The organism is Micromonospora sp. NPDC048839 (assembly GCF_040649915.1).
GTDB lineage: Bacteria > Actinomycetota > Actinomycetes > Mycobacteriales > Micromonosporaceae > Micromonospora.
The window spans coordinates 273,557-290,554 of record NZ_JBEZGL010000007.1; the positions used below are offsets into that span (position 1 = coordinate 273,557).

11 protein-coding genes are annotated in these 16,998 nt (G+C 71.7%); 2 read left to right on the plus strand and 9 right to left on the minus strand.

The features are described from left to right. The first annotated feature begins 145 nt into the window (after positions 1-145). Positions 146-1,042 (plus strand): AAA family ATPase, encoded by an 897-nt coding sequence (locus tag AB0C25_RS16490; RefSeq protein WP_357373854.1) that lies wholly within the window; start codon positions 146-148, stop codon positions 1,040-1,042. Positions 1,043-1,363: 321 nt separating this feature from the next. Here the strand turns inward: AB0C25_RS16490 and rho are convergent, their stop codons facing one another. From rho to argS, 9 genes are all read right to left on the minus strand, one after another. Beyond that, a complete protein-coding gene (gene rho, locus AB0C25_RS16495; RefSeq protein WP_357373856.1) occupies positions 1,364-3,565 on the minus strand; it encodes a transcription termination factor Rho in 2,202 nt (733 codons plus the stop codon). 299 nt (positions 3,566-3,864) lie between these two features. Then, the gene (gene thrB / locus AB0C25_RS16500) at positions 3,865-4,809 is read right to left on the minus strand and encodes a homoserine kinase (protein ID WP_357373858.1); all 945 of its coding nucleotides are present in this window, start codon (positions 4,807-4,809) and stop codon (positions 3,865-3,867) included. Positions 4,810-4,873: 64 nt separating this feature from the next. Then, positions 4,874-6,118 carry an MFS transporter gene (locus tag AB0C25_RS16505; protein ID WP_357373860.1) on the minus strand — a complete coding sequence of 415 codons (1,245 nt, stop codon included), beginning with the start codon at positions 6,116-6,118 and terminating at the stop codon, positions 4,874-4,876. Positions 6,119-6,129: 11 nt separating this feature from the next. After that, positions 6,130-6,948, minus strand: a complete 819-nt coding sequence (locus tag AB0C25_RS16510; protein WP_357373862.1) for a polysaccharide deacetylase family protein — start codon at positions 6,946-6,948, stop codon at positions 6,130-6,132. A 156-nt stretch (positions 6,949-7,104) separates the two neighbouring features. Continuing rightward, positions 7,105-10,383 (minus strand): efflux RND transporter permease subunit, encoded by a 3,279-nt coding sequence (locus tag AB0C25_RS16515; protein WP_357373864.1) that lies wholly within the window; start codon positions 10,381-10,383, stop codon positions 7,105-7,107. A 141-nt stretch (positions 10,384-10,524) separates the two neighbouring features. After that, a complete protein-coding gene (gene thrC, locus AB0C25_RS16520) occupies positions 10,525-11,574 on the minus strand; it encodes a threonine synthase (protein ID WP_357373866.1) in 1,050 nt (349 codons plus the stop codon). Between the two features lie 140 nt (positions 11,575-11,714). Further along, a complete protein-coding gene (locus AB0C25_RS16525) occupies positions 11,715-13,025 on the minus strand; it encodes a homoserine dehydrogenase (protein WP_357247143.1) in 1,311 nt (436 codons plus the stop codon). Between the two features lie 8 nt (positions 13,026-13,033). After that, the gene (lysA, locus tag AB0C25_RS16530) at positions 13,034-14,419 is read right to left on the minus strand and encodes a diaminopimelate decarboxylase (RefSeq protein WP_357373868.1); all 1,386 of its coding nucleotides are present in this window, start codon (positions 14,417-14,419) and stop codon (positions 13,034-13,036) included. A 1-nt stretch (position 14,420) separates the two neighbouring features. Next, a complete protein-coding gene (argS, locus tag AB0C25_RS16535; RefSeq protein WP_357373870.1) occupies positions 14,421-16,088 on the minus strand; it encodes an arginine--tRNA ligase in 1,668 nt (555 codons plus the stop codon). Between the two features lie 97 nt (positions 16,089-16,185). On the opposite strand from argS, the gene AB0C25_RS16540 reads away from it, so the two are divergent. Beyond that, complete coding sequence (locus AB0C25_RS16540; RefSeq protein WP_357373872.1) at positions 16,186-16,992, plus strand: DUF3105 domain-containing protein; 807 nt, start codon at positions 16,186-16,188, stop codon at positions 16,990-16,992. The last annotated feature ends 6 nt before the right edge of the window (positions 16,993-16,998 follow it).

Consider the following 16,998-nt stretch of genomic DNA (forward strand, 5'->3'; position numbering starts at 1 on the left):
GTCGGGCCGCACACCTCGTCCGGCATCGTCAACACGTGCTCCCCCATCCGCATTCCCGCCGCCCGGCAGGGCATTCGCCCACCCGGCGGCCCGCAGCCGCCGCGTACCCCGCCGGAGGTACGTCCCACGAGCCGGAGGGGTGCCGGTGACCCGCCTGATCGCCACCCGGGGACTACCCGCCTCGGGTAAGACGACCTTCGCCCGAACGCTCCAGCCGTCCGTGGCCCGGGTGAACCGGGACGACCTGCGCCGGATGCTGCACGGCGAGCGGCTCTTCACCCAGTGGGCCGAGGCCCAGGTGACCGTCGCACAGCGTGCCCAGGTCGAGGCGTTGCTGCGGGCCCGGGTGGACGTCTGCGTGGACGACACCAACCTGCGCTCGCGGGCCCTGCGGGGCTGGGCGGACCTGGCCGCCCGGCACGGCGCTGATTTCGAGGTGCACGACTTCACCGACGTGCCACTTGACGAGTGCCTGCGCCGCGACGCCGCGCGCCCGCCTGCCGACCAGGTCGGCGCGGACGCGATCCGTCAGCTGCACGAGCGGTACCTGGAGGGGCGGACCCTGCCGTTGCCGGTGCCGCAGGCGCGCACGGGACGCCCCGCCGTGGTGCACCCGCCGTCGACCGAGCCACCGGAGATCGTCCTGGTGGACATCGACGGCACCGTCGCGCTGGCCGTGTCCCGCAGCCCGTACGACATGACCCGGGTCGGCGAGGACGAGCCGAACGCGGCGGTGATCGCGGCGGTCCGGGCGATGCACGCCGCCGGGTACGGGGTGGTCTTCTGCTCCGGGCGGGACGCCTCCGCCCGAGCGGCCACGGAGGCCTGGCTGGACCGGCACGTCCGGGTGCCGTACCTCGGCCTGCACCTGCGCGCCGTCGGCGACTCGCGGAAGGACTCGGTCGTGAAGCGGGAGATCTACGACCGGGAGATCCGGGACCGTTACCGGGTGGCCGGTGTCTTCGACGACCGTGTCCAGGTGGTCCAGATGTGGCGAGCCCTCGGCCTCACCGTCTTCCAGGTGGCCGACGGAGACTTCTGAGCCGCGAGTTGGCACTCGCCGTCGCGATGCCGACTGACCGCCCCTTCTTCACCACCTTTGCTCTGCTTCAACCGGCGCAACAGTGCCGGCCGTTGAGTGTTGCGTGGGGTGAAGCAGAGCAAAGGGCAACGTGTGCACCATCGGGCCGGGCCGGGCGTGCTGCCGGGCCGGGCCGGGCCGGGCGTGCTGCCGGGCCGGGCCGGGCCGGGCGTGCTGCCGGGCCGGGCCGGGCCGGGCGTGCTGCCGGGCGCCTGGCGAGACATGACGAAGGGGCACGGCCAGGACGGCCGTGCCCCTTCGTCGTCGATCACCCGGGACTGGTTACTCCCCCGGCGTCGACTTCGCGATCTGCATCAGGAACTCGATGTTGGTGCGGGACTGCTTGAGCCGGTCCAGCAGGAGATCCATCGCCGCCTGCGAGTCCAGCGAGTGCAGCACCTTCCGGAGCTTGTGGATGATGGCCAGCTCCTCGGGTGCGAGCAGGACCTCTTCCTTCCGGGTGCCGGACGGGTTGATGTCGATGGCCGGGAAGGTCCGCTTGTCGGCGATCTTCCGGTCCAGCTTCAGCTCCGCGTTACCGGTGCCCTTGAACTCCTCGAAGATGACCGTGTCCGCCATGGAACCGGTCTCCACCAGCGCCGTGGCGATGATGGTCAACGACCCGCCGTTCTCGATGTTGCGGGCCGCGCCGAGGAAGCGCTTCGGCGGGTAGAGCGCCGTGGAATCGATACCACCCGACATGATCCGGCCGCTGGCCGGAGCCGCCAGGTTGTACGACCGACCGAGCCGGGTCACCGAGTCGAGCAGCACGACCACGTCGTGTCCAAGCTCGACCAGGCGCTTGGCCCGCTCAATGGCCAGCTCGGCCACGGTGGTGTGGTCCTGCGGCGGACGGTCGAACGTGGCCGCGATGACCTCGCCCTTGATCGACCGCTGCATGTCGGTGACCTCTTCAGGCCGCTCGTCCACCAGCACCACCATCAGGTGGCACTCCGGGTTGTTGCGGGTGATCGCGTTCGCGATCGCCTGCAGCACCATCGTCTTACCCGCCTTGGGCGGCGACTGGATGAGTGCCCGCTGGCCCTTGCCGATCGGCATGACCAGGTCGATGACCCGGGTGGTGAGGATGTGCGGCTCGGTCTCCAGGCGCAGGCGCTCCTGCGGGTAGAGCGGAGTGAGCTTGTAGAACTCCGGACGACGCCGGGCCTCCTCCGGCTCCATCCCGTTGATCGTGTCCAGCCGCATCAGCGGGTTGTACTTGTCGCGCCGCTGATCGCCGCTGTTACCGCCCTCGCGGGCCGCCCGCACCGCACCGGTGATCGCGTCACCGCGGCGCAGGCCGTACTTCTTGATCTGGGACATCGAGACGTACACGTCGTTCGGACCGGCCAGGTAGCCGGTGGTCCGCACGAAGGCGTAGTTGTCGAGCACGTCGATGATGCCGGCCACCGGGACGAGTACGTCGTCCTCGCTGACCTGCGGCTCACGCCCACCGGTGTCGGTGCCGGTCTCGGTGCGCTCACCGCGCCCGCGACGACGGTCCCGGAAACGGCTGCGCCGGCCACGCCGGCCGCCGCCCTCGCCGTCATCGTCGTCGTTGTCCCGCTCGACACGCTCGGCACGCTGACCACGGTCGTTGCGGTCGCCCCGGTCGCCCCGGTCGTTGCGGTCGTTGCGCTCGCCCCGGTCGGAGCGCTCCGTGCGCTCGTTCCGCTCGCCGCGCTCGGTCCGCTCGCCCCGGTCGTTACGCTCGGCACGATCCGCCCGCTCGCCCCGGTCGGAGCGCTCCGTGCGCTCGGCCCGGTCCACACGCTCGGTGCGCTCGGCCCGTTCCGGACGCTCGGCCCGCTCGGTGCGCTCGGCTCGCTCCGGACGCTCGGCCCGCTCGGTGCGCTCGGTGCGTTCCGGACGCTCGGTGCGCTCGGTGCGTTCCGGACGCTCGGTGCGCTCGGTGCGTTCCGGACGCTCGGCCCGCTCGGCGCGTTCCGGACGCTCGGCCCGCTCGCGGCGGTTCTCGCCACGATCGGCCCGGTCGCCGGCTTCCGCCTCGTCGGTACGCGTCTCGGTCGGACGTGCCGCCTCGGTCGAACGCGCCTCAGCCGGACGGGTCTCCGCCGCTGCGGCCCGGCTCCGCCGGGTGCGACCACGGCCCTCGGTTTCGGGGGCTGGCTCAGCCGCTGCCGGCTCGGCGCCACGCCCTTCGGCGGCCGGCCGGTCGGCGGTCTCCCGCACCTCGGCGCGCACCCCCTCACGGGTCGGGGCTGCTGCGGCCGCGACCTCGGCCCGCGGTCGAGGGGTCCCGGCGGCGTTGCCGCCCTGCCGCTCGGAAATCGCGGCGATCAGCTCGCCCTTGCGCATGCGAGCCGTGCCGGAGATGCCGAGCGACGCAGCCAGGCTCTGCAGCTCTGGCAGCAGCATCGCCGACAGACCGGTGCCGCTACGCCGACGACGGGCGGGAGCGGCGGCGGTGGCATCGCCAGCGACGTTGGAAACATCCGACGTCACGTCGGTGGTGTCGCTCAATGGATTCCTTCCCTCGATAAAGGCCGGGACTGCCCGGAGTCGGAACTCAGGTGGCCGGGCGGCCTCGGTGCACCCGCCTCGCAAGGACGCGTCGCGGGAGTCTGTGACACAGCAGCCGGTCGGTATCCCGACTCACCAACGTCGGTGAGCAGGTCTCGCCGTCTGCGGCGACCTGTGGAATCTGCGGTGCGGCGTGGGCCTTTGGCAGGGGTGTGACGGGCTGACCGCCGAGAGCTTCGGGGGTGCGCCGCCTCGCAGGAGATCGCGTGCTTCGCGGCTGTGCTAGGTCTAGAGCGTAATCAACTCTTCCGACCTGCGGCAACAGGGTCCCGCTCGGCGTGTCCAAGTCTACCCCGAGCAACCCGCGCACCGCTGACGTCTATCGGTAACTGCCAGATTTCCCAGTCTGTTCCCACCGGGAAGTGCTCCGGAGGCTCGCTGAACGCCAGCACGGTGGGCCCGGCCCCACTGACCACGGCTGCCACACCAGCCGCTCGCAACGCTCTGACCAGCGCCGATGTGCCGGGCATCCCGGATGCGCGGTAGTCCTGGTGGAGCCGGTCGACGGTCGCCGGCAGCAGCAGCCCCGGGTCGGCGGTGAGCGCGTGCACCAGCAGGGCCGCCCGTCCCGCGGTCAACGCGGCGTCGCCGTGCGGCACGGTGGCCGGCAACGCGGCCCGTGCGGCAGCGGTCAACCCGCGCTCCGCCGGGACGAAAACGGTGGGCAGCACCCCGTCCGCGACCGGCAGGGACACCGCCCGTGCGCCTGTCGGCTCGGACCAGGCCACCGTGAAGCCGCCGAGCAGACACGGTGCGACGTTGTCGGGATGGCCCTCGATCTCGGCGGCCAGCCGGAGCGCGGCCCCGTCGTCCAGCCGGTGCTCCCCGTCGGTGACCAGGGCACGGGCCAGCAGCACCCCGGCGACGATCGCGGCGGACGAGGAGCCCAGCCCGCGCGCCTGCGGGATCCGGTTGACGCACTCCACGCTCAGGCCCTCGGGGTGGGCGTCGAGCACGTCGAACACGGCCCGCATGGCCCGCACCACCAGGTGCCGGTCGTCGTCCGGCAGCTCCCCGGCACCCTGCCCGGTCACCGTCACCCGGACCCCGCCCGGCGCGACCTCGGCGGACACGTCGTCGTAGAGCCCGAGGGCGAGACCCAACGCGTCGAAGCCCGGACCCAGGTTGGCGCTGGTCGCGGGGACCCGGACACGGACCGGCCCGGCGGTGAAGTTCGTCGGCACGCGCTCATGCTAGGCGTCGGCGCCGACGAACCGGCCCGGTGCCCGCTGCCTGGGACCGCCGAGTTCAGCCGGCCGGGTTCGGGACCGGCTCCGCGACCGGATCGCTGAGCGTGAGCCGGCGGGTGGCGATCCGCCAGCCGACCGCGTACACGAGGGTGATCAGCCCGCAGCCGGCGAGCACGACCCGTTCGTCCACCACGTCCACGACCAGGGCCACCGCCAGCTGACTCACCGAGATCGCCAGCGTCGCGAGCATCATGTCGGTGGCGAAGACACGCCCACGCAACCGGTCCGGAACTTCGCCCTGCAGGGCGAAGTTCGACATCACCCAGTTGCTGCCGCCGGCGAAGTGCGCCACGAAGACCAGCAGCAGCACCAACGGGAACCAGCGCACCACCGACGTGCCCAGATAGGACAGCCCGTAGAGCGACATCGACAGCGCGAGCCCGGGCAGCAACCATGCCCGGTTGGTGAGCACCCGACGCATCAGGATCGGCCCCACCAACGCACCGGCGCCGCGCACCGCGAAGAGCAGGCCGGCGCCGAGCGGGCCGACGCCGTACAGGCCGGCCAGCAACGGGAACACGGTCAGCACGCCGTTGCCCAGGCCCACCGCCGACTTCACCGTGACCAGCGCGAGCACCCGGGGGCGGTGACCGATGTAGCCGAGCGCCTCGCGGACGGCGGCCCAGGTCCGCTGGGCCGGCAGGTCGGTGTCCCGTGGCGCCTGCAACGGCCGGCGGATCCGGGTGGCGAGGGCCGCGGCCAGCGCCAGGCCCACCGCTGCCACCCAGAAGCAGACGTACGGGCCGGCAGCGGTGCTGAGCACGCCACCGAGCGAGGCACCGACGACGGTCATGGTGCCCCAGGCCGAGCCGGCGACCGCGTTACCGGCGGCCAGCTCGTGCGGCTCCAGCACGTTGGGCAGCGCGGCCTGCGCGGCCGGCGAGTAGAACGCCTTGGCCACCGCGACCACCCCGATCGCGACGAGCGCCAGCCACGCCGTGGAGGCGCCCCGCACGCCGAGCAGCAGCAACACGCCGGCCAGCGCGGCCACGTTGGCCGCGATCATGATCTTCCGGCGGTCGAAGCGGTCGGCGATCGTGCCGGTGTACGGCAGCAGCAGCGCCACGATGCCGGTGTCCACCGCCAACACCAGCGCGCCCCAGACCCCGCTGCCGGTCAGCTGCGGTAACAGCACCAGCAGTGGCACCATGACGAACCAGTCGGCGCCGAAGACCACCAGTTCGGCCAGGAAGAGATTGCGGAAGCTCCGGTTGCCGGTCAGGACCGAGAGGGTGGACGCCACGGAGCGGCACCTTACCTGGTCGGGGTCGGGGCCACGCTCGCTGTCAGCAGAGCCGAAACCGTGACGAAGGTGTAACCCAACGACCGCAGTCCATTGATCATGTCGGTCAGGCCGCGGAGCGCGACCAGTCGCCGATGTGCCCCCACGTCGTGGCCGAGCACGATCGTTCCCGGTCGGACCCCAGCCACGATCCGCCGGGCGTGGCCGGCCGGGTCGTCGGGAAACTCGCGTTCCACCATCTGCAGCGACCAGAGCACCAGCCGGTAGTCCAGCCGGGCCGCCGCGTGCAGCACCGCCCCGCCCAGGTGACCGTACGGTGGGCGAAGCAGCCGGGGCGGCGTCCCGGTCACGTCGGCGATCGCGTCGTGGCTTCGGCGCAGGTCGTCGTACGCCTCGGCGGCGTCCAGCTCGGCCAGGTCCCGGTGGTCCCAGCTGTGGTTGCCCACCTCGTGCCCCGCGAGCCGGTCGCGGACGACGTCGGCGTGCCGGCGGACCTGCGCGCCGACCATGAAGAACGTGGCCGGAACCTGGTGTCGGGCCAGGGTGTCGAGCACCATCGGGGTCCACTGTGGTGCGGGACCGTCGTCGAAGGTGAGGGCCACCAGACGCTGGCTGGTCCTTCCCGACCAGAAGACCTCAAGCGCGCCGGCGCCGACATCCTGCTGGCCGTTTCCGAGTGTGGCGCTGGCGGGGCCGCCGGCGATCGGCAGCCGGCGATGGGTGCTCTGCCACGCCTCGGACGCCCCGACGCCGATGGCCACTCCGCCGACGAGCAGCAGGCCACGGCGCAACAGGTCGCGCCGCCCCCACCCTCGCGTGCCGTCGGCCATCCGCCCACCCTTGCCTCACCCACACCCATCCATCTACGAAGAGTACGCAAGAAGTTACACAAGGTGCGAGTCCGGTCGGACCGGAGTGTTTCGGTCCACAGACCTGGAACGCCCCCGGCAGAACCCTGCCGGGGGCGTTCCGAGTCGCGGTCCGACCTACTCGGTCGACTCCGACGGAGGCAGCGGCGAGGTACGGCTACGGGGCAGACGCAGCACCTCGAACTGGTCCGTACCCTCGACCAGCGCAGCCGACGGCGCGGCTCGCCCGGCCGGCTGCGCACCCTCGGCCGTGGCCGGGGCAGGTGCGCCGCTCGGCACCGCCACCTGGTTCGGGGCCGACACCTCGTCGGTCTCCGCCGCGGTCACCTCCGACCTGCCGGCGCGCCGCCGGTCGCGTCGGTCCCGCAGCGACTCCTTGGTGTGCTCCACCATCGTGTAGAGCGTCGGCACCAGGATCAGGGTGAGCAGCGTGGAGCTGAGCAGACCGCCGATCACCACCACCGCCAGTGGCTGCGAGATGAACCCGCCCTCACCGGTCAGCCCGAACGCCATCGGCAGCAGCGCGAAGATGGTCGCCACCGCGGTCATCAGAATCGGACGCAGTCGGCGCCGGCCGCCCTCGACCACCGCCTCCCGGACGCCCATGCCCTGCGACCGGTACTGGTTGATCAGGTCGAGCAGCACGATCGCGTTGGTCACCACGATGCCGACGAGCATCAGCACGCCGATCAGCGCCGGCACGCCGAGTGGCGTCCCGGTGACCAGCAGCAGACCGATCGCGCCGGTCGACGCGAACGGGATGGAGATCAGCAGGATCAGCGCCTGGGTGAGGCTGCGGAACGTCGCCACCATGATCAGGAAGACGATCGCGATCGCCACCAGCACCGCCAGGCCCAGATCACCGAAGGCATCCGCCTGATCCGCGCTGACGCCACCGATCGTGAAGCTCGCGCCCGGCACGTCGATGGCGTCCAGCCGCGTCTGCAGCTCCTTGCTCGTCGCGCCCAGGTTCGAGCCGGTCGCCGCGCCGGTCACCGACACGCTGCGCTCACCGTCGATCCGGGTGACCTGCTGCGGCCCCTCACCCTGGGTGACGTCCGCGATGTCGTCCAGCTTGACCGGCCCCACCGGCAGCGCCCGCAGCTCCTCCACCGACATCGGCGGCCGCGTACCCAGCCGCAGCACCACGTTCTGCTGCTGGCCGTCGAGGGAGACCTGACCCAGCGGCGCTCCCCGGAACGCCTGCGACACGAGCTGCCCCACGGCGGCCTCGGTGAGTCCGGCCCGGCCGGCGGCGACCCGGTCGACGGTCACGTCGACCCGCGGCACCCGCTCGGCCAGGCTGGTGGAGACATCCTCGACGTCCGGGACACCGGCCATCGCCGACCGGGCCTCCTCGGCGGCCCGGGTCAGCACCTCCGCGTCGCTGGCCTGGACGACCACCTCCAGCTGGCTGGTCGACGCCTCCTGCCCGCCACCGAAGCTGATCTCGCCCACACCGGCGCCGATCTTGTCGAACTCCTTGCGCAACACCTCACGCATCTGCTTCGCGTCGGTGTCACCGTCGAGCGCCAGTGACCAGCTGGCGACGTTGTTGCCGCCGCCACCCGCCCACGGGTTGTCGCCACCGCCGGCGGTCACCTGGTACGTCTCGACGCCCTTGGTGGCCGACAGCACCGACTCGACCTGCCTGGCCGCCGCGTCGGTGGCCGCCAGGCCACTCCCGGCCGGCAGCTCCTGGCTCATGTTGAGGGTGTCCTGGCCGGAGTCGTCCAGGAAGTTGGTCTCCAGCTTCTGGGCCAGACCGAAGGTGCCGAAGAGCACCAGCAGGCCGAGCCCCACCGTGATCCACCGGGTCGACCGCTTACGGGTGGCGAACCCGACCACCGGCAGGTACGCCCGCTGCAACGGGCTGCGCAGCTCCTTCTCCTCCGCGCCACGCCGCACCGCCTCGTCGTCCGCGGTGCCGCCACGCGGCTTCAGGAACCAGTACGCGAGCACCGGGATCACGGTCAGCGACACCAGCAGCGAGGCGAGCAGCGCCACCGTCACGGTGATCGCGAACGGGGCGAAGAGCTGACCCACGAACCCGCCGACCAACGCGATCGGCGCGAACACCGCAACCGTGGTGAGGGTGGACGCGGTCACCGCACCGGCCACCTCACGGACGCCGGTGACGATGGCGTGGCGCTTCTCCTCGCCGTACTCCAGGTGTCGTTTGATGTTCTCCAACACCACGATCGAGTCGTCCACCACCCGGCCGACCGCGATGGTCAACGCGCCGAGGGTGAGCAGGTTGAGCGAGTAGTCACCGATCCACAGGGCGATCAACGCCACCAGCACGGAGAGCGGGATGGAGACCGCGGTGACCACCGTCGAGCGCACCGACAGCAGGAAGACCAGGATGACGATGACCGCCATCACCAGGCCGAGCAGACCCTCGGTGGTCAACGACTCGATCGACTTCTCGACGAACGGCGCCTGGTCGAAGACGACCGTCAGCTCCGCACCGGAGGCGTCCTTCAGGTCGGCGAGCCGGTCCCGGATCTCGTGCGAGATCTGCACGGCGTTGCCGTCCGGAGCGGCGGTGACCGCGATGCCGAGGCTGTCCTTGCCGTTGGTCCGGGTGATCGCCGTGGCCGGCGCGAGCTGCTGCTCGACCGTCGCCACATCACCGAGACGGACCGGCGTCGCGCCCGGGGTGACCACGATGCCGCGCAGGTCCTCCAGGTTGGCGATCGGCGCACCGACCTGCACCGGAAGAGCCAGCCCGCCGTCGGTCACCGCGCCGGCCGGTACGGCCACGCCGTTGGTCTTCAGCGCCGCGCCGATCGCCGCCGGCTGCACCTGAGCCGCGGCCAGCTTCGCCGGGTCCGGGGTGACCACCACGATGTCGTCGCGGGTGCCGGTCACCTCGACCGTGCGTACCCCCTCGATGCCCTCCAGCTCCGGCACCACAGTCGCCTGGAGCTTCTCGGCGAGCGCCCGCTCGTCCGCCGCGCCGGCCGCGGCCAGCACCACCGCCGGCAGGTCGTCGGTGCTACCGGCGATGACCTGGGGGTCGACGCTCTCCGGCAGTTGGGCGTCGATCCGGCTCAGCGCGGTCTGCATCTTGTTGACCACGTCGTCCAGGTCGGTGCCGAACTCGTACGTCACCTGGACGGTGGCCGACCCCTCGCGGGACGTGGAGGTGACCTTGTCCAACCCCGGAATGCCCTGGAGGGCGTTCTCGATCGGCTCGGTCACCTGCGACTCGACGATCTCGGGGCCGGCGCCGGGGTAGGGGGCCACGATGAACGCGGCCGGGAATTCGAGCGACGGCAGCAGTTGCTGCTTCAGCGACGGCACGGCGAACACTCCGAACACCGTGGTCACCACCGCGATGAGGGCGATCAGCCCTCGGTTGGCGAGGCTGAATCTGGCAAGCAGCGACATCGGCCTGGTTCACTCCTGAACGAGATTGCGGGCGGGGATACGTGAAAGTGTGCCGGATTCGATCACCGGAACCCCCGCCGCCCCCGACGCAGTCTCACCACCCGACCGCCGGCCTGCCCGCAGCGGGCGGCCGGCGCGCGCTCAGGCCAGGTCGAGGGCGCGAGCGGCGGCCATCGGGTCGTTCGCGATGGTCAGCGGCGCCGGCGCCGTGGAGATCGCCCACTCCGGGTCCTTCAGGCCGTGGCCGGTCACCGTGCAGACCACCGTCGACCCGGGCGGCACCGCGCCCGCCTCGGCCTGCTGGAGCAGGCCGGCCACGCTGGCCGCGCTGCCCAACTCGACGAAGACCCCCACCTCGCGGGCGAGCAACCGGTACGCGGAAAGGATCTCCCGGTCGGTCACCGCGGCGATCAGGCCACCGGAGGTGTCCCGGGCGTCCAGTGCCTTGGTCCAGCTCGCCGGGTTGCCGATCCGGATCGCCGTGGCGATCGTCGACGGCTCCGGCACCACCTGGCCGGTCACGATCGGGGCGGCACCGGACGCCTGGAAGCCGTACATCTTCGGCGTCCGGGTGGTGGCGCCGGCAGCCCGATCCTCCGCGTAGCCCATCCAGTAGGCGGAGATGTTGCCGGCGTTGCCGACCGGCAGGCAGTGGATGTCGGGCGCGTCACCGAGCGCCTCGACGACCTCGAAGGCGGCGGTCTTCTGGCCGTGCAACCGGTCGATGTTCACCGAGTTGACGAGCGCGACCGGGTGGTCCTGGGCCAGCTTCGCGGCGAGCGACAGGCAGTCGTCGAAGTTGCCACTGACCTGGAGCAGCTTCGCGCCGTGCACCAGCGCCTGGGCCAGCTTGCCCAATGCGATCTTGCCCTGCGGCACCAGGACCGCGCAGGTCAGCCCGGCCCGCGCCGCGTACGCCGCCGCGGAGGCGCTGGTGTTGCCGGTGGAGGCGCAGATGATGGCCTTGTTGCCGGCCTCGACCGCCTTCGACACCGCGAGGGTCATCCCCCGGTCCTTGAACGAGCCGGTCGGGTTGGCGCCCTCCACCTTGAGGTGCACGTCGCAACCGATCCGGGCGGACAGCACCGGCGCCGGCAACAGCGGCGTGTTCCCCTCGTGCAGCGTGACGATCGGCGTGGCCGTGGTGACCGGCAGCCGATCCCGGTACGCCTCGATCAAACCCCGCCACATGTCGATCTCCTCGCCTCTACCGCCGCACCGACCCGAGCATCAGGGCCACCTTGGACCAGCCTGCCGGAGTGGTCGATGGCACACCCCGGCTTACCCACCTGTCGGGACGCGCGAGCCCACCCATCGATGGTGTCAACGAATCAGGCGCCACCCTCGACCCGCAACACACTGGTCACGGACCGGACAATGTCCAGACCGCGCAACTCGCCGACGGTCGCGGCGAGCGCGGCGTCCGGTGCCACGTGGGTGACGATGACCAGCTCGGCGTCGCCGTCGCGGCCGGGCGACCCACCCGCCGAGCCCTGCCGCACCGTCGCGATCGACACGTCGTGCCGGGCGAACACGCCCGCCACCGCGGCCAGCACGCCCGGACGGTCGGCCACGTCCAGGCTGACGTGGTAGCGGGTCAACGCCTCACCCATCGGCCGGACCGCCAGGGCCGCGTACGCGCTCTCGCTGGCCGCGCGCACCCCGGCGAGCCGGTTGCGGGACACCGCGACCACGTCACCGAGCACCGCGCTGGCGGTCGGCGCGCCCCCAGCGCCCCGACCGTAGAACATCAGCTGCCCGGCCGCGTCCGCCTCCACGAAGACCGCGTTGAACGCGTCGCCGACGCTGGCCAGCGGGTGGCTGCGCGGGATCATCGCCGGGTGCACCCGGACGCTCACGGTCTCCCGGCCGGTAGGGTCGACGCCCCGGGCCGCGATGCAGAGCAGCTTGATCGTGCAGCCCATCGCCTGGGCGCTGGCCATGTCCGCGGCGGTCACCTCGGTGATGCCCTCGCGGTGCACGTCGGCCGCGCCGACCCGGGTGTGGAACGCCAGCGAGGCGAGGATCGCCGCCTTCGCCGCCGCGTCGAAGCCCTCCACGTCGGCGGTCGGGTCGGCCTCCGCGTACCCCAGGGCGGTGGCCTCCTCGAGGGCCTCGGCGAAGCCGGCCCCGGTCGCGTCCATCGCGGAGAGGATGAAGTTGGTGGTGCCGTTGACGATGCCGGTGACCCGGTTGATCCGGTCCCCGTGCAGCGACTCGCGCAGCGGGCGCAGCAGCGGGATCGCACCGGCCACGGACGCCTCGTAGTAGAGGTCGCCGCCGCCCTCGGCCGCCGCCTCGTGCAGGGCCACCCCGTCCTCGGCGAGCAGCGCCTTGTTGGCGGTGACCACGCTCTTGCCGGCCCGCAGCGCCTCGACCAGCCAGCCCCGGGCCGGCTCGATGCCGCCGACCACCTCGATCACCACGTCCACGTCGTCGCGTTTGATCAGGCCGAGCGCGTCGGTGGTGAACAGGGCCTCGTCGACGGGCAGGTCACCGCGGTCGCGGCCGAGCCGGCGGACGGCGATACCGGCGATCTCCAGTGGAGCGCCGATCCGGGCGGTCAGGTCGGCCGACTGCTCGTGCAGCAGCCGGACCACCTCCTGGCCCACAGTGCCACAGCCGAGCAGCGCCAAGCGCACAGGTGACGTCATCCAACATCCAATGCCAGCAGGTCCTCTTCGGTCTCCCGCCGGACGATCAGGCGCGCCTGGCCGTCACGCACCGCCACGACCGGGGGCCGGGGCACGTGGTTGTAGTTGCTGGCCATGCTCCGGCAGTACGCACCGGTGCCGGGCACTGCGACAAGATCTCCGGGCTGCACGTCGGCGGGCAGGAATTCATCCTTCACCACGATGTCCCCTGACTCACAGTGCTTTCCCACCACGCGGGCGAGCAACGGCTGCGCGGTCGAGGCCCGGGAGGCCAACGTGGCCGAGTAGGACGCGTCGTAGAGGGCCGTGCGGATGTTGTCGCTCATCCCGCCGTCGACGCTGACGAACGTGCGGATGCCGTCGAGCTCCTTGACCGTGCCGACCTCGTAGAGGGTGAACACGGCCGGGCCGACGATGGCCCGTCCCGGCTCGATCGACAGGTGCGGCACGGCCAGGTTCTCCGCAGCGCACTCCAGGTCGACGATCTTGCGCAGGCGCTTGGCCAGGTCCTGCGGAGTGGCCGGGTCGTCCTGCGTGGTGTACGCGATGCCGAAGCCGCCGCCCAGGTCCAGCTCGGGCAGCTCCACCCCGCGTGCGTCGCGGATCTGCGCCTGGAGGGAGAGCACCCGGCGGGCCGAGACCTCGAAGCCGCTGGCGTCGAAGATCTGCGAGCCGATGTGCGAGTGCAGACCCCGCAACTCCAGGACGCCCTCGTCGAGGATCTTGAAGGCGGCAGTCGCGGCGGCGCCGCCGGCCAGCGAGAAGCCGAACTTCTGGTCCTCGTGGGCGGTGGCGATGAACTCGTGGGTGTGCGCCTCCACGCCGACCGTGACCCGCACCAGCACCCGGGGCCGGACCCCGCGCTCGCGGGCGAGCGCGGTGAGCCGGTCGATCTCGGTGAACGAGTCGACGATGATCCGTCCCACTCCGGCGTCCAACGCCCGGGACAGCTCGGCGACCGACTTGTTGTTGCCGTGGAAGCCGATCCGCTCCGGCGGCATCCCGGCCGAGAGCGCGGTGGCCAGCTCACCCCCGGTGCAGACGTCCAGGTGCAGGCCTTCCTCGGCGATCATCCGGACCACCGCCCGGCAGAGGAACGCCTTGCCCGCGTAGTAGACGTCCTCGGTGGGGAAGGCCGCCCGAAAGTCGCGGCAGCGCGAGCGCAGGTCGGCCTCGTCGAGGACGTACACCGGGGTGCCGAACTCGGCCGCGATGTCGCGGACGCTGAGGCCCGCGACGGCGACCGCGCCGTCCGCGCCGCGCGTCACCGACCGCGGCCACAGCGCCGGCACGAGGGCGTTGACATCCGCCGGGGTACGCAGCCAGGCCGGCCCCCGCTCGCTGATGTCCGCGTGCAGCGCACCGGCCTCATGAGCCCTCATGTCACATCCTCTCGGGCGCGGAGACGCCGAGCAGGTACAGGCCGTTGGCGACGACCGTGCGGGTGGCGTCGTTGAGCCACAGCCGGGCGCGGTGCAGGTCGGTGATCTCCTCGTCGCCGCGCGGCAGGATCCGGCAGTTGTCGTAGAACCGGTGGTAGGACTGCGCGACGTCCTCCTCCAGGTAGTGGGCCACCCGGTGCGGCTCGCGCCGCTCGGCGGCGGTGGCGACCACCGCCGGGAACTCGGCGAGCGCCTTGAGCAGCTCGTTCTCCTTCTCGTGACTGAGCAGTTCGGGGCGGAACGCGTCGGCGTCACCGGCGAGCAGCCCCACCTCGGCGGCGTTGCGGGCCACGCCGGCCGTCCGGGCGGCCACGTACTGCACCTTGTAGACCGGGTTGTCGTTCTTGGCCTTGGTCCACAGCTCGATGTCGATGTCGATCGGGGAGTCGCTGGAGTAGCGGGCCAGCGCGTACCGGGAGGCGTCCACGCCGATGGCCTCGACCAGGTCCTCCAGGGTGATCACCGTGCCGGCCCGCTTGCTCATCCGCATGGGCGCGCCCTCGCGCAGCAGGTTGACCAGCTGCCCGATGAGGATCTCCAGGTTGCGCTCCGGGTCGTCACCGAAGCAGGCGGCCATCGCCTTCATCCGGCCGATGTAGCCGTGGTGGTCGGCGCCCAGCATGATCACGACCCGCTCGAAGCCGCGCTCGCGCTTGTCCAGGTAGTAGGCGCAGTCCGCGGCGAAGTACGTCCACTCGCCGTTGGACTTGCGCAGCACCCGGTCCTTGTCGTCACCGAAGTCGGTGGTGCGCAGCCAGGTGGCGCCCTCGGACTCGTAGAGGTGTCCCTGCTCGCGCAGCCGGTTCAGCGCCAGGTCGAGCTCACCCCGGTCGTGCAGGTCCTTCTCGTTGAAGTAGGTGTCGAACTCCACTCCGAAGTCGCGTAGCGAGGTGCGGATCTCGTCGAACATCAGCGCGACGCCCTCGACCCGGAAGATCTCCTGGGCGGCGTCGTCGTCGAGCGACCCCACCTCCGGCCGGCGGGCCTGCACCTCGGCGGCGATCTCGGCGATGTACGCCCCGCCGTAGCCGTCCTCCGGGGCCGGCTCACCCTTGGCGGCGGCCAGCAGCGAACGGGCGAACCTGTCGATCTGCGAGCCCGCGTCGTTGAAGTAGTACTCCGTGCCGACCTCGGCGCCGGTGGCCCGCAGCAGCCGGCTCAACGCGTCGCCGACGGCCGCCCAGCGGACCCCGCCGATGTGCACCGGCCCGGTCGGGTTGGCCGAGACGAACTCCAGGTTGATCTTCTCCCCGGCGAGTTGCTCGCTGCGGCCGTACTCCGCGCCGGCCTCGACGATCACCCGGGCGAGCTGACCGGCGGCGGCCGCGTCGAGCCGGATGTTCAGGAAGCCCGGCCCGGCGATTTCCACCGATTTGACACCGGGCGTCCGGCCCAGTTCATCGGCCAGAGCCGTCGCCAGCTCCCGGGGCGGGACACCCACCTTTTTGCTCAACTGCAGCGCGAGCGTCGACGCGTAGTCGCCGTGCTCGGGGTTGCGCGGTCGCTCCACCACCGTGCTCGCCGGAAGCGCGGCGCGGTCGAGCCCACGCTGCTCGAAGACGGCGTGGGCGGCGGCAAGGACGACCGAGGCTAGTTCTGCAGGAGTCACCCAGCCATGTTATCGGGGGTAGACTCGGGCACTCGGCGGCTCCCCTGCGCGTCTACCGGCCCGCCACTCCCCTGACCGACCGACTTGACGAGGCACGATGAGCATCAGCACCCCGGGTGGCCCTGAGCGCCGCCCGACCGTGGTCAGCACCGGCAAGAAGCCGGCCGCGGGCCGGCCGGCGCCCGGCGCCAAGGCCGGTTCCGGCAAGCCGGCCGGCTCCCCCCGGGCCGGCGGCAAGGGCCCGCGCAAACCGGTCACTCCGGTCAAGGTGAGCCAGGGCCGCGCCTGGGGGCCGATCGCGCTCTTCGTCGCGGTGGGCGTGCTCGCGGCCGGCATCATCGGCTACGGCGCCTTCGCGGCGTTCCAGGGCTCCAAGCCGTGGGACAAGCGGGCCAACGCCATCGACGGCATCGTCAACATCCGCAAGACCGACGGCGAGAGCCTGAAGTACGAGTCGCACAAGCCGGGTCCCCTGACCTGGAAGTACTCGCCGCCGGTGGGTGGCGTGCACAACGCCGCCTGGCAGAACTGCATGGGCGACGTCTACGACGCCCCGATCGCCAACGAGCACGCGGTGCACAGCCTGGAGCACGGCGCGGTGTGGATCACCTACCGCCCCGACCTGCCCGCCGACCAGGTCGAGAAGCTCGCCGGCAAGGTGCGCGGCGTCGAAAAGATGCTGATGAGCCCGTACGAGGGCCTGGACAAGCCGATCTCGCTGCAGGCCTGGGGCTACCAGCTCAAGCTCGACAACGCCGACGACTCGCGGATCGACGAGTTCATCAAGGACCTGCGGGTGAACGCCTCCGCCGAGGGCCCGACGGCGCTCTGCAACACGGGCATCACCGCCACCGGCACCACGCCGCGTGATGAGGCCCCCCAGCAGCAGCAACCCCAGCAGTAAGGACGC

Bases quoted from the DNA above. Each gene is read 5' to 3' on its own strand.
- AB0C25_RS16510 (WP_357373862.1), bottom strand. From the start codon at position 6,948: ATGGCCGACGGCACGCGAGGGTGGGGGCGGCGCGACCTGTTGCGCCGT.
- AB0C25_RS16540 (WP_357373872.1), top strand. From the start codon at position 16,186: ATGAGCATCAGCACCCCGGGTGGCCCTGAGCGCCGCCCGACCGTGGTC.
- thrC (WP_357373866.1), bottom strand. From the start codon at position 11,574: ATGTGGCGGGGTTTGATCGAGGCGTACCGGGATCGGCTGCCGGTCACC.
- lysA (WP_357373868.1), bottom strand. From the start codon at position 14,419: ATGAGGGCTCATGAGGCCGGTGCGCTGCACGCGGACATCAGCGAGCGG.
- AB0C25_RS16515 (WP_357373864.1), bottom strand. From the start codon at position 10,383: ATGTCGCTGCTTGCCAGATTCAGCCTCGCCAACCGAGGGCTGATCGCC.